Origin of the sequence: Macellibacteroides fermentans (genome assembly GCF_013409575.1) — a bacterium.
Taxonomy (GTDB): domain Bacteria; phylum Bacteroidota; class Bacteroidia; order Bacteroidales; family Tannerellaceae; genus Macellibacteroides; species Macellibacteroides fermentans.
The window spans coordinates 167378-191392 of record NZ_JACCCY010000001.1 but is presented as its reverse complement, the minus strand read 5'-3'; the positions used below and the strand labels follow the sequence as shown (position 1 = coordinate 191392).

The following is a 24015-nucleotide window of genomic DNA, read 5'->3' as shown; positions in this document are numbered from 1 at the left end:
TTAAATTTAGTAATTGCGTTTATTATTTAATTTCAAAAATTAATTCTTTTCCTTGATTTACCTCGTTTTCATTATTCAGTGTTCTAAATAACTGATATTCATTTGGGTAAATCAATTGTTTTTTGATTTCATATTTCTTCTTTATGCTTATAGACGAATTCTGTGTTTTAGTTTCTATATCAAAAGTACCAACAGAATTATTTATTGTCTTAATTCTTGGTATAGATTGTAATTCAATACCATCTGATAATGAAATATGATAGTCATTTAACACATCGGATAGATAAGGAATCTCTAATGGCTGATTTCGTTTACTGTTCAATACTCTCGAAGAGAAAGGAATCTCTGGTAGTTTATAAGTGAAATATTCATCTTTATTGCTTATTCTATTTGTGGTAGTAAATTCAATTGTAAATATTCCATTATTATAATTAGTAACCTGAGCATTATTCGATCCGGTCCACTGTTTAACGTAAGCTTGGAAATCAATTGGAAATAATTCAGAATCGGCTTCAATTTTTGTTTTTACATCTGCCTGGGAAGTAGAAATTTTAATATCATACGTGCAATTTAGAACTGCTTTACGATCTGGGATATCCAAAATATTACCATCAAGTGTAGAAGCTCGATAAATTGATCCCTGGAAGGGTGTAAGCGATGCTGAAATAGTTTTTACTGATATATACCTTTCTTTTCCATTCAATGATGTTTTTACGAGCCACTCCTTTACTGCTTTCAGACCACAATTATCCACATTAACATATTTTGGAGTAACAGCAATAATTTCAGCAGGAAGGTCAACAGCCTTCAACATTATAGCTAAAAGATTCGCTTTTTCAACTTCAGTTCCATAGGTACTCCTCAAAACTTCATCAGCTTCTCTTACATTGTTTCCAATATTATCTAATGGAACAGGGGTTAAACTGATTCCATTTATTACATGATCAATAATTGCAATTGCCTTTGATTTGTCATCCGTTAGATTTTCTGTAATAAACTGTGCAAAAGTTTCAGATTCCAATGCTCTAACCTTACTAAGTTCTTTTTTTATATTTGATAAAGCATCTTTGAAAGAAGGATAACCTGACAACCAGAGCGTAGGTGTCATCGGATTGTTTTCTGGCTGGTATAACTCTTGTGATGCCGCAGGGATGTTCGATAATTGACAGGAAAATATCTTTTGATCCCCTTCAATATGGTTTTTTTGGATTGTCTTTAAGTATGATAAACCTGTTATTTGATAAGATAGATGTTTATCTTTCGGAGCTACAATGGTTATCTTACACTCATCGACAGGAGAACTTTCTTGCAGAATTTCTTTTATATCCAATTGCTGATTTCTATCCGAATTTGTAATTATGGAATAGTCCAGATAGATGGTCGCACCTAACTCAAGACCGGTATGAGTAACCACCATTTCTTTTAAATTATTATAAGCGCTTGCACCCGATGCATAACGAGGTAAGACTTCATTAAACGCATTATCCGGAGTCTTTACAATTGTTCCATCTACCATTTTTGTATATGATGAATGGATGATGAGCTTTTGATATGCAGGGTTGTAAACAATAAATGTTTCACCGTAAGTGCTGTTCATAGCAGGATGACTATGAATCTTCAGTATTTTATTGCATCTGAATTCCTGACTTCCATCAGAATTCAATTTAAAAGTTTTTTCCAATCTAATAAAATTTGCTTCCGAGGGTACAGAAGCATGGCAAAATAGAGCTATGATTAGAAATATAGAAAGTAGTATTCCTTTATTATTTATAGTATGCATTGCTTATTCTTTATAAGGTTATAATTTTTTTATAATCAAAGATTCTCCAAAAGACTTATGTTCATTTACTGCTTTACGAAAGCTATCCCAATCGCCAGCCTCATAAACACGTTTTTTTAGTGCAAGCTTCTGCTGAATCTTAATCTGATTGTTTTCAAAAGAAATACTCCCGTTAAAGTCAGCTACCGGACTAGTCTGAGTTGACTGCATATTCTTTATTGGAATTAAACGATATCCTTTGGGTATTATAATTTGTTCATCCAACTCTACTAAACGAGAGCATGCATCCTTAAAAGCATATGAACGCTCAGAAATTTCAGTATTTATTCTTAAAAATGTTTTTACACTATTATATAGATTATTCATAGTTAGAGGTTTAAAGACAATTACATCTTCGCCCATCAATGCATAGTTTGGAATCTCGAATGTATAAGTAATTTTGATCGGTCCCGATTGGTAATCTCTGGGATCTTTACCATAATCCACATTTACCAACTTAGCCTGAGGCGATACATTTAATAATTCACGTTCAAGAGCATTGTACCATTCTGATTGAAATCCCCTGGTGAAAATTCGTCTTACCACTCCATCGCTTTGCCCTTCTGCTGTAACTGTAAATTTCCCTTTCAATGTCCCATTTGTAAGCAAAGACGTTTGAGAGTTAATTCTAATATAATGATTTTCAGGAGGTGAAACCGGTGTAATCTTCAAGTCGGAACCCTCAGGTACACCTGGAAGATAATTTTGTTGTTGCTCTGCACTACTCCAAAGCTCACGTAGAAATGGCACCCAGGTTGGATCGAGGGGCATATAAGTTCCATTTGATAGTTTAACAACAGCTACGCAATGATTAAAATGATCGGCAGGAATCTGTTCAACTCTGCTACCCGCCATTGTCATTGCCGGATAAGCTTCAAAGCCAGCCATTCGGAGGAATGATATCAGTGTGCCTGCGATATCCTTACAGACTCCACAGCGATCTGTAAAATTCATTTTTGTGTTATGAAGTGTATAGCCTTCACCTTTTCCCATAGAAATTCCAGAATAGCGGATATTATCGGCCACCCAATGGGTTAATGCCGCGATTTTATCCATTTCAGTTTTCTTACCTTTTATAATTTCATCCACTTTTTTCTGAGCTTCAGGTAAAGCTTCGAAACTGCCATAATCTTCGTTGGTTTTGTTAAACCAAAGAGATTTATCTTCCCACTTTGGAGTACTTGACATCATCAATTTGGGTGCTACATCGAAAAGATCTACCATATTGGCTTCTTTCGGGAAAGGCATGATATTTTCTTTTTTGAAGCTATATATTTTTCTGTCACCTTCCATTCGTACGGAACTTGAACACTCTCCTTGATAGAATTCAAACTGCATATCCTTCTCCGCAGGCATTGAAACCCTGTATACTTTCTTTACAGTAGGTTCATCATTCCAAAAAGGGACAATATCATAAAAATGACCACGCATCGGAGGTATAAAACGTTCGTCATTTTCATCCATAGAAGTTAATAAAGCATAGGTAAACCCCTTTTTCTCAATCTTGTATTCAACCACATCACCGGGATAGAGTCTGCCAACTTCAAGCATAATCTGGCGAGCACCCCAATATATTGCCCTTGCCGGTGCAACATAATCTTTTGCTTGTGTTACATCCAGGTTGATTATATCTCCGTTCGCTCGGTATATTGTTGCATATGAGAACGATGCAAAAGCAGTAAGAGGGTCATAATCATATATTATGACACGATTTTTTAATGCACCTTCTCGGTTTTGAATCAGAATCGTTTTATAGATTGAAAAAGATCCAGAGCCGTTTGGTTGTACAGTAACATTAGTGCTGTCAGCAAGTGTTACACAATTATGAGAGGCATAAACTTTCTGTTTCTCTACAATTTTTTTTTGAACAAGCCAATCTTGCCCGTATGATACATAAGTAGAGAGAAATAAGGCTAAAATAATGTAATGATATTTCATAATAATCACGTTAATTTAGAATAATCAATTTGTTTTTGAGCAAGAATTTTAGTTTCAGCTCTATTTATTTTACCAGTAGATGTATATGGTATTTCATCAACTTCAATGATCTGCTTTGGAATCTGATACGTAGGCAAGCTTTTCTTTATTTTGAATAGAAAAGCCTCTTCATCTATTTTTCCATCAACCAGTAAAACCAATGCTTCTCCATACTTAAGATGGGGAACGGAAGATATAGCAAAAGGGTGGGGGATAATTGGTTTTAATTCTTCCTCCAGCAGTTCAATTTGTATTTTTATACCACCAGTGTTAACAATATTATCTTTTCGACCCAGGATATCAAAGCTCCCATCCGAATAAATCACAGCGATATCATTTGTAATCAATTTGTTTTCGCAGACAAGCGGAGCATCAATAATGAGTGTTTCATCCGACGAGAGAGATACTTTAACAGAAGGTAAAGGGATGTAATGTTGGCTAGCATCTAACCCATTAATCTTTCTTAGCGCTATATGAGAAAGAGTTTCAGTCATTCCATACGAAACATATATAGAATTCCGGAATATATTTAATTCCTTTTCCAGACCAGGATCTATTCTACCTCCTCCTAAAAGAATAATATCAATATTTTCCATTCGGTTACGCTCTATAGAGTCTTGAAGAGAATTATAAACCTGTAGTGGAATCATTGCCGCAAAACGGATGGGTAAAGATATATTAGCAAGCGGATGGCCGGATACTGAAACAACATGTAAGTCAAGTTTTCCAACTAGAGCCCTAACAACCATCATCTTACCAGCTATATAGGTCAACGGCACACATAGCAAAACGCGATCATTCGGATTAAGGTTAAAGTATCGGCAGGTTGCACAAGCACTATTCATCATCTGCTCCTTTTTCACTTTCATTTCTTTGGGTGTTCCAGTAGAACCAGAAGTCTGAACAGTAATAAAAAGATCATCATTAAACCAATTCAATAAAAAGTCATGCAACTCTGTCATCTCGGGAGTTGAAGCTTCTGGCAACTTAGTCTTGGAATAAGATATACCGTTTACTAATAAAGTCTGTGTATGTACGTTTGTATTATACTTCATTTCGTAATATTATTATTTACAACTAAGGTTTAGCTGCTTATTAATATTAAGAACTTTCCCTGATGGATTAAACCACAGACGATCACCTCTAGTCTCCAAGGGCATAGGTAAATTATTCTCATATAACGCTCCAGTACCTAACCCTTGAGGCGATTCAACACCTAGAGAAGCTGTCCACTGAGCAATAACATTTAATCCTATGTTTGATTCCAATGCTGAAGTTATCCACCAATCAATATTTAAATTGGTAGCTTCTTTTATCCATTCTTCAGCTCCCACCAATCCACCATGTAAAGATGGCTTTAATATAATATACTGAGGTTTTATGTTGGTAAGCAATTTCTTTTTTTCTGTCAAGCAATTAACTCCAATCAACTCTTCATCCAATGCAATTGGAACAGGAGAGATTGATGCTAACTTTGCCATTTCATCCCACTGTCCGTTTCTGATTGGTTGTTCAATAGAGTGAATTTCCAGCTCAGCCAGTCTATTTAATTTATCCATAGCCTCTCCCGGACTAAACGCTCCATTAGCATCTACACGCAACATCAGCTCTTCTTTCGAATAATTAGAACGTATACTCCTTAGTACTTTTAGCTCTTCTTCAAAGTTTAAGGCTCCGATTTTAAGCTTTATGCATCTAAATCCGGCTTCAAGTTTATCTGCAATTTGCTTTTGCATGGATTCGGTATTACCCATCCAGATCAATCCATTAATAGGAATCCCTTTCTCTCCTCTTGAAAAAGAGGTATTCCAGAAAGAATAAGAGCCACATTTGTAATGTAATAGCGCACTTTCAAGACCGAAAAGAATAGATGGAAAAGATCGGAGCGAATCATAATCAATTTCACCGGTTTCACTTAATTTTGAACAAGCGCCATTAAGGATTGATTCGTAATCGAGGCAATCATCACAGCTTAAGTTGGGTAGGGGAGCGCACTCCCCAATACCCTGAATTGTCTTATCTTGGGAAGTAAGTACAACATACCATACCTTACGCGTGGTATAAACCCCACGGGAAGTCCCTGCAGGCTGTTTAAACAGTAATGTATAAGGTATAATATTTACTTGTATCATGGTAATTTTGGAAATTGTTTAAAGTCAGGCTTTCTTTTCTCCAGGAAAGCATTTTTACCTTCTTGAGCTTCTTCTGTTAGATAATACAACATAGTGGCATCTCCGGCCAATTCTTGTATACCAGCTTGTCCGTCTAATTCAGCATTAAGACCAGCCTTAATCATACGTAATGCCAAAGGACTATGCAACATCATTGTTTCAGCCCAATCTACCACTTCATCTTCAAGTTGATCAAAGGGAACAACCTTATTTACCAATCCCATATCAAGAGCTTCCTGAGCATTGTACTGTCTGCATAAAAACCATATTTCGCGGGCTTTTTTCTGTCCTACAATCCGAGCCAGGTATGATGAACCGAATCCTGCATCAAAACTTCCCACTCTCGGACCTGTTTGACCAAAGATTGCATTATCAGAAGCAATTGACAAATCACATACAACATGTAGAACATGACCACCTCCGATAGCATATCCATTAACAGCAGCGATCACAGGTTTCGGAATCGAACGTATCTGCTTCTGAACATCTAACACGCTTAGGCGGGGTACGCCGTCTTTTCCAATATATCCACCTTTACCTTTAACATTTTGGTCGCCGCCGGAACAGAATGCTTTATCTCCAGCACCTGTAATTACTACAACACTGATTTCTGCCATTTCGCGACAAATACGCAAGGCATCACTCATTTCTCCTGTTGTTGTAGGAGTAAAAGCGTTTCTATATCGTGGGCGATTTATAGTTATTCGTCCAATTCCATTATAGAAATCGAATAGAATATCTTCGTATTCCTTTATAGTAGACCAAGTTCTGTTAGTTGACATAATTTATATAGTTTTTAGTTTATGATAATATGATTTAAATACTTCGGCATTGACTTCCATTGTTGTTATTACTTCAAATAACACAGGGTTAGAAGCCTCAACAGAAAAAAACGAATCCAGATTATTTATAAATTCTTCTTCTTTGTATGCCGATAAATAATCAAAGCCCATGGACTGAGCCCATTTTTCGGCTCTGGTAGAGTGTCTGCATGAAACATACTGATCCAGCGAGACTGCTTGATTTAGCCCGGGCAACAAATGAAATATTTCGCCACCCCCATTGTTTATCAATAAAATGCGAAGGTTACTCTTAATGTGTCTGTTCCATAATGCATTTACATCATAGAAAAAACTAAGATCACCAACGATTAGAAAGGTAAGTCCTTTATGTATAGATGCAAAACCGACCGCAGTAGATACAGACCCTTCAATACCGCTGGTTCCTCTGTTGCAGTATACCGAAACAGAAGCATCCAACGGATACAATTGAGCATTCCTCACAACGGAGCTATTTCCCAGCTGAAGAGCTGCGTTACAAGGTAGTGCCTCTAATAGTTTACCCATCACCCACAAATCAGAATAAACAGTAGTAGTTGGAGGAAGCACATGTTTGGATTGACTCAGCCAGCGAGATTGGTAAGTGTGTTTTAATGTATTCGAACTACATTTTTTATTAATCTCTTCAACAAATGACAAAGGGTCCATCTCCAATTGAGCTGTTATGCTTTGAAATAGATCTACAATTTTGGTATCTTCAGAAACATACCAATGAGATGCCGGTTTACAGCTTCTCAAGAATTTCTTAATTCTTTTCGAAACGACATGACCTCCTAAGGTAATTAGTAAATCGGGAGAAAAACATGCAATTTCTTCGTTTAATAATTGATAAATAATGGCATCAAAGTTATAAATTACTTTTGAAGACCGAATATTAGCCGTATGTTCGGACAGAATAACACAATCAAACTTTTCAGCAATACTTTCAAGCGCTTTTTCCAATCCATTAAATGGAGGCAACTGACCTATCAGAATCATTTTCTTTGTAGACAGGTTCCATTCTTCCAATAAGGTACTGTTATTCAGAGAATAATCAACCGGATTCCTTAGTATAGGCTTATTCTTTGGTAACTCTGTTACAGAAAAATCGAATAAAGGTTCTGATAATGGTATATTTATATGAGATGGTCCGGGAAGACGATTCATTAATTGAAATATAGCATCATGGATCATTCGTTTACAGTACCACTCATCTTCTTCCGATTCGGGCTCTAAAAGTTGTATTGATTGCTTTACAAGTGAATTAAAAACACCGGGTTGCGGAAGAGTTTGCCCATCCATTTGCCCGATCCATGATTGGGGTCTGTCGGCCGAAATAACCAGCAAAGGGACTTGCTGATAATAAGCTTCTGCAACAGCTGGTCCAAGATTCAGCAATGCAGTTCCCGATGTACAACACAAGGCAACTGGTTGTTGAATTTCCTGAGCCAGTCCCAATGCAAAAAATCCGGCACTTCGTTCGTCCACAACAGTATAACAACGAAAAAATGGATTCTGTGAAAATGTTTGAATCAAAGGAGCATTTCTGGAACCAGGGCATAGTACTACCTCACGAATTGAATATGCTTCGAGCATGGATGCCAGTAACAATACATTTTTCTTTGATGAGTACATAAAAGTTTATTTTAAAATAGCCAACATGGTTTGTAATTTATCATTCGTCTCTTCCCATTCCTGATCAACATCCGACGAATCCAAGAGACCGCCTCCAGCAAAAAGCGTCAGATCATTTTCCCCTATATTCATGCATCGTAGATTGACGTATATATCATTCCGCCCATCTGCATCAATCATTCCGATGAATCCGGAGTAATAACTTCTGTCGTATCCTTCATTTTCTTTGATGAATTGAAGAGCTTCCTTTCGGGGTAATCCACAAATAGCTGGCGTAGGATGAAGAAGTTCAACCAAATTACCTAAACATCTTCTATCTGCCGTTTCAAATCTGAATTCTGTTTTTAAATGAGCTAAATCACCTGCCTGGACAGTAAATGGACCATCTTCAAGTACATCAATATTAGCCGAAGCCAACTGACTTTTAATATAATCAGCAACCAGGGCCTGTTCTTTTCTGTTTTTATCATTCCAACTGTCGGGTAGGTTGTTCCCGATCAAAGGCTGTGTTCCAGCAAGTGCAACAGTATTCCAGTGACCAAATTGCCCAGACAATAGTAATTCAGGTGTACTACCTAACCAGGTTCCACTTTGAGGAGAATGACATAGGTATACAAAAGCTCTTTTATAGCGTCTGCAAGCATTGTAAAATGCTTTTGCCGGCGAGAATTCACTCGTTTTCTTTATATTAACTTTTCTAGACAATACCAACTTTTCAAATATGCCTTCTCGCAATGGTTTAATAAAGACATTAAAAGATTTATTATAAGCGTAATACAAATCTTCTTTATCCAGCGTAAATACTGTTTCTTTATTTGCACTGCAAGCAGATGACTGAAACGATGTTACTCCAGCTATTGATTTCCAACCAACAGACACAATATCAGCACGAATCAATACTATCGGATGTGATTCATTCAAGCAGAATGGAGCCAGAACAAATCCTTTTTTGTCGTTTAATTCTGTATACGACTTTAATTGCCCCATATCACCACCTTCCTGTAAAACAAGGGTAGGTTCATTATTTCCCGGCAAGAGATATAATGCGAAACTACGTTGTTGATGTATTAGGGAGTCGATACCACTAAAGTTAGTTACTTCACTAGGAATCATCTCTTCTTTAAAATGCTGTTCATCACCCTGATACTTGAGATTAATTTCCCCATTGAGGAAACTACATCTACATTCCAAATGTGTGTTGACCGTCCTTTGTGAATAACTTTGGCAATAGCAGTAACTGTATCTCCTTCTCTTGCAGAAGAAATATGATTTCCACTTACCTGAATTCCCACAACAAACTCGCCCTCATTACATAACAAGTTGGACCCAAAACCGGCAACAGTTTCCGCTAATGCAAGCGTAGCTCCTCCGTGAAGTATCCCAAATGGCTGACGTGTTCTTATATCCACAGGCATAATAGCTTCCACATGATCCTCTTCTGCAACGGTAAATTTCATTCCTAATGAATGCATCAGCGTATCCTTCAGATTATCATTAATCTTATCCAACGATGTGCTGAGTCCGATGAATGCGGAGAAAATATATTTCTCTATTAAATGTGCAACTCCATCTTCATCATTCGACAAAGTAACATAATCTGCACAAGCTTTAACCGGCTCCTGAGCGTTTGCCATTGCTACGCCAAGACCGGCATATTCTATCATTGAAAGATCATTAAATCCATCACCAACCGCGATTACCTCATTTTTTGTAATCTTAAGGTCCTTGACGAGCATATCCAACGATTTGGCCTTATCTGTATTTAGTGGAACTAATTCAAGGAAATAAGGCTCAGATCTATATACCCCAATTTGTCCACCATAGGTGTTGTGCATTTCTTTTTCAAGCAAAGCCAGGCGGGTCGGTTCTCCCATCATAAGACATTTTGACGGAGAAAAATTCATAGCCTCCAAGAAATTATCTACCTGTCTAACAGGCATTTTATTCAGAAATGCCTCTTTTTGAACATATTCATTGTCGGGTGTCTCAGTAATAATTGATGATTCATCGAAAGAAACCAGCGCAAAATTCTTTTTCTTTGCTATTTGTTGAAAGTGGGGGAGTATATTTTTATTTAATCTTTTCTCATGTGTAATCTGGTCAGTTGCACACTCTACAATGCACCCTCCATTAAATGAGAGAATATATCCACCAAATTCAGAAAGCCTTAATTCTTCGGCTAGAGGCCTGATACCATATGTGGGTCTCCCCGAAGCAAGAACCAATTTTATACCTAATTCCTGAGCTTTAATAAGAGCCGATTTCGTCCGGTCTGTTATTTCTTTTTTTGTATTTGTAAGCGTTCCATCAATATCGAGGACCAATAGTTTATACTTCATGGGGTATATTTGTTTTTATTACAAAAATAAAACTTATTTCTGAAACTCACTTAAGTTAATCACTATTCCTGTATTCAATTTCATTTTTAAATAAAAACCCCATAAAAGAAGTCTTTCGAGCTCTTTTATGGGGTTAATGGGATTATAAAATAAATTTATACTCCTTCTACGGGACTAATTACAAGTTGCAATTTCAAACCTCTTGAAAGTCTGATAAGCGTTGAAAGCTGAAGGTCAACTTTTCCGGCTTCAATTCTTGAAATATATTCCGGCTTAACTCCTAGGAGTTCAGCAAATTGCTTCTGATTCAAGCCCATATCTTTTCTACGTGCTTTCAACATTTTGCAAATAACAACAACTTCTGCTTTCGGATCCAATTTCCCAGCAGCTAATTCTGCAGATTCTTTTAAATTTTCCATATTCTTCTAACTGTTTTCTAAACCAAATTATTTATAGTGTATCTTTTGTAACTATAACATACATATTGCACAGATTGTTCCATCAATTATTAAAAAAAATAATCTATAAATAGAAATAGCTCTATTTTCCTAGGATATTTCTTCTGTACAAACTGAAATTATTTTTCCTTTCTTCTTAATATAATCAAACAATTCTTTATAAAAAGAATGTTTTGTAAGTGTTGAAGCATTACCTAAAATAATAAGTTTCATCCTTGCCCTTGTAATCGCCACATTCATTCGACGAAGATCCTGTAAAAAACCAATCTGACCCTCATTATTAGATCTGACCAGACTTATTACTATCACATCTCGTTCCTGACCTTGAAAACCATCCACTGTATGAACAGTGATCAATTTTTTGAATGGCTTAAAATATCCATCTTTCTTGATTAGAGAACGAATGTATTGAATCTGCGCTTTATAGGGTGATATAAGTCCGAAATCTATCTTTTCATCTAAAATCCGTTCTTTTCCTATTTTTTCAATATATTCATGTAACGTCTCAATCAAAACATTTGCTTCAGTCTTATTAATTTTACTTAGTGAGCCCTCAAGCTGAGCTTCAGAACTATCACTATCGTCTGTATTAATCCATACTAAAGGCGTATCATATGCCAGAATTCCACGATTTTTAACTTCTGCTGCAGCAATCAATTCATCATTGTAAAACCATGCAGAAGGGAAACCCATAATGTCATCGTGCATTCTGTACTGGATTTTAAGCAAACTCACAGCTAACGGCTTCCTTGTTGCAACTTTTTGCATCAAGGTTTCACTTAATCCTCCTTTCGCAGCTTCCAAACACTTAATCGTTGGAGGAAGCTGAAAATGATCTCCGGCAAAAACCACACGATCAGCCTTATTAATCGCAACCCAGCATGCAGCTTCAAGTGCTTGAGCAGCCTCATCGATAAACAACGATGTAAATCGATGACTTTCCAACACTCTGTTCGATGCTCCGATGAGTGTGCTTGCTACAACGCGCGCCTGATCAAACAGCGAGGCATCAATTGCTAATTCCAGCTCAGTTGCCCTGAATCGCAAACGAGACTTCCTGTTTCGTATCGTTTCACGTTCATCCTGATTTTTCCTCCTCATGGAGCGTTGCATATCTCGAATTGCTTTTCTTATGCTCCATAATTCTGGATAATCCGGATGAGCTTCAAAACGTCGCTCATAAGTAAATGAAAGCATCTTATCATTTACCCGGGTTGGATTACCAATCCTTAAAACCGAAATACCCCGGTCTACAAGTTTTTCTGCAATCCAATCCAACGCTGTATTACTTTGTGCGCAAACCAATACCTGATTTTCGCGCTGCAAAGTTTCACAAATCGCCTCTTCCAGAGTTGTTGTCTTTCCTGTACCCGGAGGTCCATGTACAACAGCAACATCTTTTGCCCGAAGCACCTTGTTTACAGCCTCTTCCTGAGTTGAGTTAAGCCATGGAAAACGAATTGGCATCAAATGCCTCTCCATCGCAGTATTTTTTCCAAGCAAAACATCCCTCAAATGTGCCAACCTGTTATTTTTAGCATTCATTACCGAAGTAATGGCTGCAAACATAGCTTTATAACTTGTTTCATCAAAATAAAGTTGCACTCCAAATGTATTTGCGTGCTGAAGTTCAATCAATGCTTCCGGATTTGGTAAAATAACCACCATTTTATCATCCTGTACATAACTTATTTGAACCGACCAATTAAAATAATGAATAGAACCTTCACCTCCTACACGAAAGAAACACACCGGTCTCCCATATTCAAAAGAATGTTCTATCTCTTTATCATCGGTTCTCACAACCTCAACCACAAACTGATTTAATGAATTAAAATAACTTTTTTCGGTAATAAGAGGATACCAACAAAGTCCCTGTTGCTTTTTTTTCCAAATACCAACTTGTTCTGTTTGCTTTTTGTACGCTTCCTTTTCATAATTGTACTCCTTCTGCAATAATTCAAATTGATTTTGGAGTTCAGTTATAGGTGAAAGAGTTGGTTTTAATATCATTTAAATCATATTTGAACTGCAAATATACAATTTATTCTTATTTTACTTACTAGTTTAGCACAAACTAGCAAATTTTATTGAAAATATTATTTTTTATTAATTAATATATAATATTTCGACAAAATAAAGGCTATAATTAATGTCATTTGTAAAACAAAAATTGTATTTTAAAATAAATGATCCTGATCAAAAGGATAAAAACAACGAGACTTATACTTAAATCACATATTAATATACCATATGGCCATTTTTATTCTATTATTTTCAGTACATATAATTACTATAGATAATTTTATTTCCGCTCAAAAAAATGCTTTTCATTCATAATCAAGTACTAATGATTACAAATAGTTGCCAAAGCGATTATTGTTATAAATAATTCTAATAAAATAGTCCATTTTCAGAACAAAATAGCAGTTCTTGCAGTTTTATAGAGGTAGAAAAGATAACATGATGCTTAACAATCAATTCCCGGTTGAAAAAAATAAATTATATAAATTGTTCCGATATGATATTTGATATTGAAATGCTAAAAAAATTCTACGCCTCTTTTGGGAGCAGGGTAGAGCGTTCTAAACAAAGCGTTGGTAAATCTATGACGCTTGCTGAAAAAATCTTATATGCGCATCTTTTCAATCAAGAGGATTTAAAGAGTTTTAAACGAGGTATTGATTACGTAAATTTCCGACCAGATCGTGTTGCAATGCAGGATGCCACAGCTCAAATGGCCTTGCTGCAGTTTATGAACGCAGGTAAAGACAAATCTGCTGTTCCTGCAACAGTTCACTGCGATCATTTGATACAAGCAGACTTGGGTGCAAAAACGGATATGAATACTGCAAACGAAAGCAATAAAGAGGTTTACGACTTTCTTAGCAGTGTTTCCGCAAATTTCGGAATAGGTTTTTGGAAACCGGGTGCTGGTATTATTCATCAGGTTGTTTTGGAAAATTATGCTTTTCCCGGAGGAATGATGGTAGGAACGGATTCCCATACCCCTAATGCCGGAGGACTTGGTATGGTTGCTATTGGTGTGGGTGGAGCCGACGCTGTAGACGTTATGACTGGTATGGAATGGGAGTTAAAGATGCCTAAACTAATTGGCGTAAAACTTACAGGAAGACTAAACGGATGGGCGTCTCCTAAAGATGTAATCCTTAAATTAGCAGGGATTCTTACTGTTAAAGGAGGAACAAATGCTATTATAGAGTATTTTGGTGAAGGTACAGCTTCTATTTCTGCTACTGGAAAAGCGACAATTTGCAATATGGGAGCAGAGGTTGGAGCAACAACATCCCTTTTCCCTTATGATAATCAGATGTCAGCCTATTTAAAGGCTACCAACCGAGAAGAAATTGCCCTAATGGCAGATGCTATTGAATCTTATCTTAAACCTGATCCGGAAGTAATTGAAAATCCCGAAGAGTATTACGACAGGGTAATCGAAATTGATCTTTCTGCATTAGAACCACATATTAATGGTCCTTTTACTCCCGATGCAGCCACTCCGATTTCTGAATTTGCCGCAAAAGTAAAGGAAAATGGTTATCCACGCAAAATGGAAGTGGGGCTGATCGGCTCGTGTACAAACTCTTCATATCAAGATTTAAGCAGAGCAGCCTCTATTGCCCGTCAGGCTTACAGTGATAAATTAAAAGTTGCAGCTCAGCTGATTATCAACCCGGGATCGGAACAGATCAGATATACTGCCGACAGAGACGGGCTTTTAGCTTCATTCGAGAATATAGGTGCTGTAATAATGGCTAATGCCTGTGGACCATGTATCGGTCAATGGAAAAGACATACAGACGACAACACACGGAAGAACTCGATAGTAACTTCATTTAACCGGAATTTTGCCAAAAGAGCTGATGGAAATCCGAATACGCATGCGTTTGTAGCTTCCCCGGAACTTACAATGGCTTTAACTATTGCAGGAGATCTCTGTTTCAATCCGCTTACAGATACTCTCGTAAATGAGGCAGGCGAACAAATTATGCTTCAGGAACCCAAGGGTACCGACTTTCCGCCCAATGGCTTTGCAGTAGAAGACAATGGTTATATAGCTCCGGGAGAAAAGAAAACTGAAATTAAGATCAATCCTGAATCTGCCCGTCTGCAGGTTCTTAAACCTTTTGCTTCCTGGGACGGAAACGATCTGTTGGAAATGCCGCTACTCATTAAAGCTGAAGGAAAATGTACAACAGACCATATTTCGATGGCTGGTCCCTGGTTACGCTTCAGAGGTCATTTAGAGAATATTTCCGATAATATGTTAATGGGAGCTGTCAACGCTTTTAACGGAAAGACAAATGCAGTCTTGAATCAGCTTAACGGTGGATACGAAGCTGTGTCATCCGTTGCCAAGCAATACAAAGCCAAAGGAATATCATCCATTGTTGTTGCTGAAGAAAATTATGGAGAAGGATCTTCCAGAGAACACGCTGCAATGGAGCCTCGCTTCTTGAATGTGAAAGTAATTTTGGCAAAATCGTTTGCCCGTATCCATGAAACCAATTTAAAGAAACAAGGTATGCTGGCAGTAACGTTTAACAATAAGTCGGATTACGATAAAATAAGAGAAAACGATCATATTTCAATTGTTGGCTTGCGCTCGTTTGCTCCTAATAAGAATCTAACAGCCATCCTTTATCACGCAGATGGTACACAAGAATCCTTTGAAGTAGTTCATACTTATAATGAAATGCAAATAGAATGGTTTAAAGCAGGTTCAGCACTAAACGTTACAAAATAAAAGAATAATGAATAAGATTACAAAACAAAACGACAAGCTGTTGGTGCCGGATAAAGTTACGATCCCTTTTATAGAAGGAGATGGTGTTGGTGCAGAAATAACCCCGGTTTGCCAGTCTATTGTAAATAGTGCCATAAAAAAAGCCTATAATGGAAAGCGGGAAATCCTTTGGAAGGAAGTTCTGGCAGGAGAGAAGGCCTTTAATCTTACCGGGAATTGGCTTCCAGAGGATACAATGGAGGCATTCAGAGAATATTTAGTGGGTATAAAAGGTCCGCTTACTACTCCTATCGGAGGAGGTATTCGTTCGCTGAATGTTGCTTTAAGACAAGAACTGGATCTGTATGTATGTCTTCGTCCGGTTCGATGGTTTAAAGGGGTCGTATCTCCGGTTAAAGAACCTCAGAAGGTAGATATGTTTATTTTCCGTGAAAATACGGAAGATATCTATGCCGGAATCGAATGGCAGCAAGGAACTCCCGAAGCAGCAAAATTCCTTAAATTCCTTACAGAGGAGATGGGCGTAAAGAAAGTCCGTTTCCCTGAGACATCTTCTTTTGGTGTTAAACCGGTTTCCGTTGAAGGAACACAGCGATTGGTACGTTCGGCAATCGAATTTGCAATCACAAATAAATTACCAAGTGTAACGCTTGTCCACAAGGGCAATATTATGAAGTTTACAGAAGGTGGATTTAAATTATGGGGATATGCTGTTGCTGAAAATGAATTTGCAGCACAAACGTTTACAATGCCTCAATATGATACTATTAAAAAGAACGAGGGAGAAGCTGCCGCAAACAAAGCGTTAGAAAATGCCGTAAAAGAGGGCAGGGTAATCATTAAAGATGTTATAGCTGATGCCTTTTTACAGAACACGCTGCTTATTCCGGAGGAGTATTCGGTAATTGCTACGCTGAATCTTAATGGAGATTATATATCCGATCAGCTTGCTGCTATGGTTGGAGGAATCGGCATAGCTCCGGGAGCAAATATCAATTATCAGACAGGACATGCCATTTTTGAAGCCACCCATGGAACAGCTCCGGGTATTGCTGGTAAGAACGTGGTTAATCCATCCTCTTTGTTATTATCGTCCGTTATGCTTTTAGAGTACATCGGCTGGAACGAAGCTGCCAAATTAATTGTTGATGCTATGGAATCAGCTTTTGAAAAAGGCGAAGCAACACACGATCTTGCCCGATTTATGGATAAAGGGAAAACACTTTCAACAACTGAATTTCGTAATTGTATCAACCAACTAATAAATATGTGAGACATGAAAAAGGAATATATTATCTACAAGCTATCAGAAACTATAAAGTCGTCATGTAAGATTGAAAATGAGTTATTTACTCAATTCAACGTTAAACGAGGACTAAGAAACGAAGACGGATCGGGTGTTCTTGTGGGACTTACGAAAATCGGAAATGTAGTTGGTTACGAACGTATGCCGGAAGGAGGCTTAAAAGCCATTCCTGGTAAATTATTTTATCGCGGACTTGACGTTGAAGATATTGTTCACGGATTGATAGCTGATAAACGCTTCGGGTTCGAAGAGGTAGCCTATTTGTTGTTATCGGGCAATCTGCCGGATAAAGAAGAGCTAGATGCTTTTCTTGAATTAATCAATGAAAATATGCCTCTCGAGCAAAAAACAACGATGAATATTTTGGATCTTGAAGGACAGAACATTATGAACATCCTTGCCCGGAGTGTATTGGAAATGTACACATTCGATCCAAACCCGGACGATACATCCAGAGACAATCTGATGCGTCAGTCTATCCAGCTGATTTCAAAGTTCCCCACGATTATTGCTTATGCATATAATATCTTCAGACATAGTACTCAAGGAAGATCATTGCACATCCGTCACCCGAAAGAAAATCTTTCCATAGCAGAAAACTTCTTGTTTATGCTTAAAAAGGATTATACAGAGCTAGAGGCACGCACATTAGATTTATTGTTGGTTTTACAGGCAGAACACGGAGGAGGTAACAACTCTACATTTACAGTACGCGTAACAAGTTCTACAGGCACAGATACCTACTCGGCGATTGCTGCAGGTATAGGGTCTTTGAAGGGACCGCTTCACGGTGGCGCCAATCTACAGGTTGTAGACATGTTTAATCATCTGAAAGAGAATATCGGTGACTGGAAAAGCGTTAAGGAAATAGATAAATATTTCAACTGTATGCTCCGTAAGGAAGTATACGATAAATCGGGTTTGATATACGGTATCGGCCATGCTGTTTATACAATTTCAGACCCCCGTGCTATACTGCTTAAAGAGCTGGCAAGGGATCTTGCTAAAGAAAAAGGCCGCGAAGAGGAGTTTGCTTTCTTGGAATTACTGGAGGACAGAGCTATTGAGACATTCTCTAATTTTAAAGGAAACAAATCCGGCAAACGGGTATCGTCTAATGTAGATTTTTATTCTGGGTTCGTATACGAAATGATAGGTCTGCCTCAGGAAATATACACGCCACTCTTTGCAATGTCTCGTATTGTAGGATGGACGGCACACCGTATCGAAGAGCTTAATTTTGAAGGGAAACGTATTATTCGTCCGGCTTACAAGAATGTATTGGAAGAACGTCCGTATGTTCCTATCAACGAAAGAATCTGATTCGTTAGCATCTAAGCTATAAAAAAAGGAATGTTTCTGGTGTATACCAGTTACATTCCTTTTTTTCTGATTATTCCGGGAAGTTAATCCTTTTTACGGCAATCAATTTATCGAACTTCGAGCCAAAAGGTCTGTGGTAAACCATAATTCGGTATTCATTGGACGTCTGACTAAAGTTGCCTTCAACAGGAGCTGTTTCTCCTTTTTGCTGTCCGTCTGGAACAAAAAGATACTGATAATTATAGGTTCCTTGTTTTAATAAAACCGATTTTTCGTATTGTCGGTCATCTTCATTATACTCCATACGGCTATTTTCATTCAATACATTATTAAACAAATTTCCCGAAATATGTATATTCCCATTTCCAATTGGTTTTGAAGCCAGAGAGAAGTGTACAATATAATAATCGGCCTCGGTATCCGGATCTTCAACCTGCGAACTTCGTATAACGTATTGTCCGTTTTGATCCTGATCGTATAAGTAAGGTTTATCGCTACGCACTTTATCAGGATAGAGATCAATATGATAATAGGGGCGATGAAACTGAATCCGCTGTACCCCCATACCATTGTATTTGTTACTTAAAAATTCAATTCTTCTATATTCGTTACCAGCTTCAAATATTAAATCCCTATTAAACTGATAAATAATACGATCTTTAGCTATGGTTAATGGTTGTATATTTTTCACCATATTGTCACATCTATTGTTTTGATAGATCTGTACTTTCAAATCAGATTGAGGAGCTGTGATTTCATAATTTGGATGTACAATTTCAAAACCAATCTGTTGATGCTCCTTATTAACGTCGATGTCTGTATTCGAACTTACAGTCGCTGCAACGTTCACTTTTGGCTCTACAATAGAAAAGCAAGCAGTAAAAACAATATCCTTTGGCCGGTCTTCATTATAAACCTTTACAACATAATTACCGGAAACCTTGAATTTGATGTCGTTGTTTGGCAAAAACAACCTGTAATTGGTGTAGAAAGTAGTTGTGTTGAGCGAATTGGCAAAATCATCTATGGATAAATTCTGAAAGCCGCTCATATATTCCAGCGATGATAGGACAGAAGGAGTCCAGTCCGCATTGCAATGGGTAATAGTGTACGCATACCTTCCATAGCCGTGACTTAAAGCATCGAAATTAATTTCGATAACCTTTCCGCTATTCAACTCTATTACAGGAGCGGAAAAAGTTTCGCCTTGAACTTTAACCTGCAACGTTTTTATTTGTTTATGTTTAACCTCCGTGCAATAAGTTTCCTGACAATTGCCCGTTACAAATAAAAAGCTTAAAATCAGTACAAATAATTCGAATCGTTTCATTTTAAATTATGTTTTAAAGAAACCCTAAAGTCACGTTCTAACTGGGTGCAAAATTATGGAATTATTTCTCTATTTATTTCTACTTTCCTGCTATAAAGCATAAAAAATTTATTTACTTTTGCGGGAAATTACACATAAACAATTTTACTTGTATCATGGCAAATGTGATAAAGATTAAAAAGGGTTTAGACATTAATCTGAAAGGTAAAGCTTCGGAAGTATTGTTAACCGGCGGAAAATCAAATAGCTATGCTATTATTCCCGACCATTTTAACGGTGTTTTCCCGAAAGTTGTTGCTAAAGTAGGAGACAAAGTCAAAGCCGGTTCTGTATTGATAATTGATAAGAACCGCCCCGAAATCAAGTTTGTTTCGCCTGTTAGTGGTGAAGTTACAGCCGTTAACAGAGGAGAAAAACGCAAACTGCTTAGCATCGTGGTAACAGCGGATGCGCAGATTGAGTATGAAGAGTTTGGCAAAAAAAATGTTGCTTCTTTAAATGCAGAAGCGATAAAGGAGTCTATCCTGCAAGCAGGAATCTGGCCCTTTATTAAGCAACGCCCTTACGATATCGTGGCTTCGCCCTCCGATTCGCCACGCGACATTTTTGTTTCATCATTCTTCTCAGCTCCATTAGCTCCTAATTTTGATTTTATTCTGAAAGGTCAGGAAACTGATTTTCAGACAGGATTAGATGCACTGGCAAAACTTACTGTGGGCAAAGTATACCTGGGTGTACGAAAAGGTTCTTCTGTTGTTGCAAAAAACGTAGAAGTAATTGAAGTTGAAGGCCCGCATCCGGCAGGAAACGTAGGGGTGCAGATAAACAATGTTAAGCCAGTAAATAAAGGAGAAGTGGTTTGGACTGTTTTACCTACGGATGTCATTCTGATTGGCCGTTTGTTTAACAAAGGAATTGCCGATTTCTCCAGACTTGTTGCCATAACTGGTTCTGAAACAACTGAAAGAGGATATGTTAAAGCGATCGCGGGTTGTACTATCGAAAGTATTGTTGGTAATAAAATATTATCGAACAATCACATCCGTATTATCAGCGGAAATGTATTGGTTGGAACTAAAGTTTCTAAAACCGACTATCTGGGAGCATACGACAATCAGATTACTGTAATTCCGGAAGGAGATGACAACGATGAATTCTTTGGATGGGCTACACCTGGACTAGATAAATTTAGTGCAAGCCGCACTTACTTTTCTTGGTTACTTGGTGGAAAAAATAAAGAGTATATCATTGATGCCCGTATCAGAGGTGGAAAGAGAGCTATGATTATGTCTAACGAGTACGATAAAGTATTTCCGATGGACATCTTACCCGAGTATCTGATCAAGGCAATTATTGCCTTCGATATCGACAAGATGGAAAATCTGGGTATTTATGAAGTCGCACCTGAAGATTTTGCTCTTTGTGAGTTTGTAGACACTTCTAAGATAGAACTTCAAAAAATTGTTCGCGAAGGATTAGATATGTTACACAAGGAAATGATTTAACAACATTAAAAATTGAATACATTGAAAGCGTTAAGGAATTATCTCAACACGATTAAGCCTAACTTTGAGAAGGGCGGAAAGCTGGCGATGTTCCATTCTGTATTTGAAGGTTTTGAAACGTTCTTATTCGTTCCTAACCATACTTCAAAATCCGGAGTGCACATTCACGATAGTGTGGATTCAAAGCGTACCATGACAGTGGTTATTCTCGCTTTGATGCCTGCTTTGCTTTTTGGTATGTATAATATCGGATACCAGCACAATCTTGCGATTGGAGCAGATCCGGGATTTATCATGACATTTATTTTTGGATTTCTGGCTGTATTGCCTAAAATTATAGTATCGTATGTAGTTGGCCTTGGCATCGAATTTGCCATTGCCCAGGTTAAAGGACACGAAATACAGGAAGGATTCCTTGTTTCAGGTATGCTTATACCGATGATTGTGCCCATCGACACTCCTCTTTGGATGATTGCAGTTGCTACAGCATTTGCGGTTGTTTTTGCAAAGGAAGTATTTGGAGGAACAGGTTATAACATCTTTAATGTAGCTCTTGTTACACGTGCATTTTTATTTTTTGCATATCCGGCTGCAATGTCTGGAGAAAAAGTATTTGTACGTACCGATAGTACTTTTGGCCTTGGTGCAGGAAATATAATTGACGGATTTTCTGGAGCCACACCACTGGGACAAGTAGCAACAGCAACTACGTCTGATGCACATATGACAGGTATTCTTGGAAATTCATTATCTTCATTCGATATGTTTCTGGGCCTGATTCCCGGGTCAATTGGTGAAACATCTGTTTTAGCCATCCTTCTTGGTGCAGTAATACTGATTTGGACAGGTATTGGAAGTTGGAAAACAATTCTTTCAGTATTTGTTGGTGGTGCATTTATGGCTGCTATCTTTAACCTTATCGGAACTACCGCTGCAATGAATGTATCTCCATTAGACCACCTTTTATTAGGAGGATTTGCTTTCGGAGCTGTGTTTATGGCTACCGATCCTGTTACTTCAGCAAGAACAGAAACAGGCAAGTACATTTATGGTTTCTTAATTGGTTTCATGGCGATTTTTATTCGCGTATTGAATCCCGGTTATCCAGAGGGAATGATGTTGGCAATTCTTTTATTAAATGTATTTGCTCCTCTAATCGACTTTTACGTAGTTGATTCTAATATTAAGCGTCGTTTGAAGCGAGCAACAAAGTAAATCTATAAAAATACAGTAATATGAATAGAGATAGTAATTTATATACTATAGTATACGCTTCTGTAATGGTGATACTTGTTGCGTTAGGGTTAGCCCTTACATCACAATCGCTCAGAAGCTACCAAAAGAAAAATGAAGATATAGATAAAATGATGCAGATTCTTCGTTCTGTACGCGTTCAAACTACTGCGGCAGATGCTGAAGCAACGTTTAAGAGTCTTATCAAGGAGTCTTATCTTGTAGATGAAAATGGCAAACAAGTTGAAGGAGACGCTTTTTCAACCGATTACGTGAAAGCTTTTGCTTCAAAAGAAGCTTTACCTGTATTTGTTGCATCTATTGATGGAGAAACTAAATATATCATGGCAATGAGTGGCGCCGGTCTTTGGGGACCACTTTGGGGATATATGTCTGTTAATGAAGATAAAAGCACAGTGTATGGCGCAGACTTTAGTCATCAGGGAGAAACTCCGGGTCTGGGAGCAGAAATAACTCAATCTTTCTTTAGCAAAGAATTTTACGATAAGAAGTTATTTAATGAAGCTGGAGAATTTAAATCCATTGCGATTGTAAAACCCGGAAAAACTGCAGAAGGACAAGATTACGTTGATGGAATCTCTGGCGGAACGATTACAAGCCAGGGTGTAAATCAAATGATTCTAACTAGTATGGGTGGGTATATTAAGTTTTTAACCTCACAAAAACAGTAAGGAAATGGGAATATTAACTAATAAAAATAAGCAAATATTACTCGGCCCGCTGAGTAAGAACAATCCTGTTGTGGTTCAGATGCTTGGTATTTGCTCAGCATTGGCAGTAACATCCAAGCTAGAACCTTCGCTTGTAATGGCTATTTCAGTAACTGCTGTAGTTGCTTTTGCAAATGTAATAATCTCTTTGCTTCGTAATACAATCCCTAACAGAATCCGAATAATAGTTCAACTTGTAGTTATCGCTGCATTGGTTACCATTGTAAGTGAGGTTCTAAAAGCGTTTGCGTATGATGTAAATAAACAGCTTTCTGTTTTTGTGGGACTTATTATTACGAACTGTATTTTGATGGGACGTATCGAAGCTTTTGCTTTAGGTAACGGACCATGGGAGTCTTTTCTTGATGGAGTTGGTAATGGCTTGGGATATGGTATAATTCTTGTAATCGTTGGTTTCTTCCGCGAATTACTTGGTTCTGGTACTCTTTTCGGCTATCATGTTATACCACAGGCCGTTTACGATTTTGGATACGTTAACAACGGATTGATGATTTTGCCTCCAATGGCTCTTATTACCGTTGCCGTAATTATTTGGGTTCATCGTTCCAGAAACAAGGACCTTCAGGAAAATTAATTCTAAC

Annotated in this window: 18 protein-coding genes; 7 read left to right on the top strand and 11 right to left on the bottom strand. The window is 37.6% G+C overall.

Features of this window, described 5'->3' with window-relative positions; translation table 11 throughout:
• Positions 1-22 precede the first annotated feature (22 nt).
• The 10 genes from F5613_RS00735 to F5613_RS00690 all read right to left on the bottom strand — a co-directional run bounded on the left by F5613_RS00735 (position 23) and on the right by F5613_RS00690 (position 13230).
• Positions 23-1780 carry a DUF3857 domain-containing protein gene (locus F5613_RS00735; RefSeq protein ID WP_179398303.1) on the bottom strand — a complete coding sequence of 586 codons (1758 nt, stop codon included), beginning with the start codon at positions 1778-1780 and terminating at the stop codon, positions 23-25.
• An 18-nt stretch (positions 1781-1798) separates the two neighbouring features.
• Positions 1799-3757 (bottom strand): DUF3857 domain-containing transglutaminase family protein, encoded by a 1959-nt coding sequence (locus tag F5613_RS00730; RefSeq protein WP_179398302.1) that lies wholly within the window; start codon positions 3755-3757, stop codon positions 1799-1801.
• A 5-nt stretch (positions 3758-3762) separates the two neighbouring features.
• Complete coding sequence (locus F5613_RS00725; protein WP_179398301.1) at positions 3763-4851, bottom strand: AMP-binding protein; 1089 nt, start codon at positions 4849-4851, stop codon at positions 3763-3765.
• 12 nt (positions 4852-4863) lie between these two features.
• Positions 4864-5928, bottom strand: a complete 1065-nt coding sequence (locus F5613_RS00720; RefSeq protein WP_179398300.1) for an o-succinylbenzoate synthase — start codon at positions 5926-5928, stop codon at positions 4864-4866.
• Positions 5925-6749, bottom strand: a complete 825-nt coding sequence (gene menB, locus F5613_RS00715; RefSeq protein ID WP_068183723.1) for a 1,4-dihydroxy-2-naphthoyl-CoA synthase — start codon at positions 6747-6749, stop codon at positions 5925-5927. The genes F5613_RS00720 and menB overlap by 4 nt, the downstream gene beginning before the upstream one ends.
• A gap of 3 nt (positions 6750-6752) precedes the next feature.
• Positions 6753-8420, bottom strand: coding sequence for a 2-succinyl-5-enolpyruvyl-6-hydroxy-3-cyclohexene-1-carboxylic-acid synthase (menD, locus tag F5613_RS00710; RefSeq protein ID WP_179398299.1), 1668 nt, complete (start codon positions 8418-8420; stop codon positions 6753-6755).
• Positions 8421-8426: 6 nt separating this feature from the next.
• Entirely contained in the window at positions 8427-9533 is a 1107-nt protein-coding gene (locus tag F5613_RS00705) for an isochorismate synthase (RefSeq protein ID WP_179398298.1), read from the bottom strand.
• Positions 9530-10759: a Cof-type HAD-IIB family hydrolase gene (locus F5613_RS00700; RefSeq protein WP_179398297.1), complete on the bottom strand. Its 1230-nt coding sequence runs from the start codon at positions 10757-10759 to the stop codon at positions 9530-9532. The genes F5613_RS00705 and F5613_RS00700 overlap by 4 nt, the downstream gene beginning before the upstream one ends.
• 155 nt (positions 10760-10914) lie before the next feature.
• On the bottom strand, positions 10915-11178 hold the full coding sequence (locus F5613_RS00695) for a helix-turn-helix domain-containing protein (protein WP_068183736.1): 264 nt from the start codon (positions 11176-11178) through the stop codon (positions 10915-10917).
• Between the two features lie 129 nt (positions 11179-11307).
• Complete coding sequence (locus F5613_RS00690) at positions 11308-13230, bottom strand: AAA domain-containing protein (RefSeq protein ID WP_179398296.1); 1923 nt, start codon at positions 13228-13230, stop codon at positions 11308-11310.
• A gap of 508 nt (positions 13231-13738) precedes the next feature.
• Here F5613_RS00690 and F5613_RS00685 point away from each other — a divergent pair.
• The 3 genes from F5613_RS00685 to F5613_RS00675 are packed head-to-tail and all read left to right on the top strand — an operon-like array spanning position 13739 to position 18614.
• On the top strand, positions 13739-15985 hold the full coding sequence (locus F5613_RS00685) for an aconitate hydratase (RefSeq protein WP_179398295.1): 2247 nt from the start codon (positions 13739-13741) through the stop codon (positions 15983-15985).
• A 7-nt stretch (positions 15986-15992) separates the two neighbouring features.
• On the top strand, positions 15993-17258 hold the full coding sequence (gene icd, locus F5613_RS00680; RefSeq protein ID WP_079683245.1) for an NADP-dependent isocitrate dehydrogenase: 1266 nt from the start codon (positions 15993-15995) through the stop codon (positions 17256-17258).
• 3 nt (positions 17259-17261) lie between these two features.
• Positions 17262-18614: a citrate/2-methylcitrate synthase gene (locus tag F5613_RS00675; RefSeq protein ID WP_179398294.1), complete on the top strand. Its 1353-nt coding sequence runs from the start codon at positions 17262-17264 to the stop codon at positions 18612-18614.
• A 70-nt stretch (positions 18615-18684) separates the two neighbouring features.
• On the opposite strand, the gene F5613_RS00670 is transcribed toward F5613_RS00675, so the two are convergent.
• Positions 18685-19944: a type IX secretion system plug protein gene (locus F5613_RS00670; RefSeq protein ID WP_179398293.1), complete on the bottom strand. Its 1260-nt coding sequence runs from the start codon at positions 19942-19944 to the stop codon at positions 18685-18687.
• 155 nt (positions 19945-20099) lie between these two features.
• Here F5613_RS00670 and F5613_RS00665 point away from each other — a divergent pair, with 155 nt between their 5' ends.
• The 4 genes from F5613_RS00665 to F5613_RS00650 are packed head-to-tail and all read left to right on the top strand — an operon-like array spanning position 20100 to position 24008.
• Positions 20100-21449 carry a Na(+)-translocating NADH-quinone reductase subunit A gene (locus F5613_RS00665; protein WP_179398292.1) on the top strand — a complete coding sequence of 450 codons (1350 nt, stop codon included), beginning with the start codon at positions 20100-20102 and terminating at the stop codon, positions 21447-21449.
• A gap of 21 nt (positions 21450-21470) precedes the next feature.
• Positions 21471-22664 (top strand): NADH:ubiquinone reductase (Na(+)-transporting) subunit B, encoded by a 1194-nt coding sequence (locus F5613_RS00660; protein ID WP_179398291.1) that lies wholly within the window; start codon positions 21471-21473, stop codon positions 22662-22664.
• Between the two features lie 20 nt (positions 22665-22684).
• Positions 22685-23374, top strand: a complete 690-nt coding sequence (nqrC, locus tag F5613_RS00655; RefSeq protein WP_179398290.1) for an NADH:ubiquinone reductase (Na(+)-transporting) subunit C — start codon at positions 22685-22687, stop codon at positions 23372-23374.
• 4 nt (positions 23375-23378) lie between these two features.
• Positions 23379-24008, top strand: a complete 630-nt coding sequence (locus F5613_RS00650) for an NADH:ubiquinone reductase (Na(+)-transporting) subunit D (RefSeq protein WP_179398289.1) — start codon at positions 23379-23381, stop codon at positions 24006-24008.
• Positions 24009-24015: the final 7 nt, after the last annotated feature.

Excerpts from the sequence above, each read along its gene's own strand:
- F5613_RS00735 (WP_179398303.1), bottom strand. The coding sequence starts at position 1,780 with ATGCATACTATAAATAATAAAGGAATACTACTTTCTATATTTCTAATC.
- F5613_RS00730 (WP_179398302.1), bottom strand. The coding sequence starts at position 3,757 with ATGAAATATCATTACATTATTTTAGCCTTATTTCTCTCTACTTATGTA.
- F5613_RS00725 (WP_179398301.1), bottom strand. The coding sequence starts at position 4,851 with ATGAAGTATAATACAAACGTACATACACAGACTTTATTAGTAAACGGT.
- F5613_RS00720 (WP_179398300.1), bottom strand. The coding sequence starts at position 5,928 with ATGATACAAGTAAATATTATACCTTATACATTACTGTTTAAACAGCCT.
- menB (WP_068183723.1), bottom strand. The coding sequence starts at position 6,749 with ATGTCAACTAACAGAACTTGGTCTACTATAAAGGAATACGAAGATATT.
- menD (WP_179398299.1), bottom strand. The coding sequence starts at position 8,420 with ATGTACTCATCAAAGAAAAATGTATTGTTACTGGCATCCATGCTCGAA.
- F5613_RS00705 (WP_179398298.1), bottom strand. The coding sequence starts at position 9,533 with ATGATTCCTAGTGAAGTAACTAACTTTAGTGGTATCGACTCCCTAATA.
- F5613_RS00700 (WP_179398297.1), bottom strand. The coding sequence starts at position 10,759 with ATGAAGTATAAACTATTGGTCCTCGATATTGATGGAACGCTTACAAAT.
- F5613_RS00695 (WP_068183736.1), bottom strand. The coding sequence starts at position 11,178 with ATGGAAAATTTAAAAGAATCTGCAGAATTAGCTGCTGGGAAATTGGAT.
- F5613_RS00690 (WP_179398296.1), bottom strand. The coding sequence starts at position 13,230 with ATGATATTAAAACCAACTCTTTCACCTATAACTGAACTCCAAAATCAA.
- F5613_RS00685 (WP_179398295.1), top strand. The coding sequence starts at position 13,739 with ATGATATTTGATATTGAAATGCTAAAAAAATTCTACGCCTCTTTTGGG.
- icd (WP_079683245.1), top strand. The coding sequence starts at position 15,993 with ATGAATAAGATTACAAAACAAAACGACAAGCTGTTGGTGCCGGATAAA.
- F5613_RS00675 (WP_179398294.1), top strand. The coding sequence starts at position 17,262 with ATGAAAAAGGAATATATTATCTACAAGCTATCAGAAACTATAAAGTCG.
- F5613_RS00670 (WP_179398293.1), bottom strand. The coding sequence starts at position 19,944 with ATGAAACGATTCGAATTATTTGTACTGATTTTAAGCTTTTTATTTGTA.
- F5613_RS00665 (WP_179398292.1), top strand. The coding sequence starts at position 20,100 with ATGGCAAATGTGATAAAGATTAAAAAGGGTTTAGACATTAATCTGAAA.
- nqrC (WP_179398290.1), top strand. The coding sequence starts at position 22,685 with ATGAATAGAGATAGTAATTTATATACTATAGTATACGCTTCTGTAATG.
- F5613_RS00650 (WP_179398289.1), top strand. The coding sequence starts at position 23,379 with ATGGGAATATTAACTAATAAAAATAAGCAAATATTACTCGGCCCGCTG.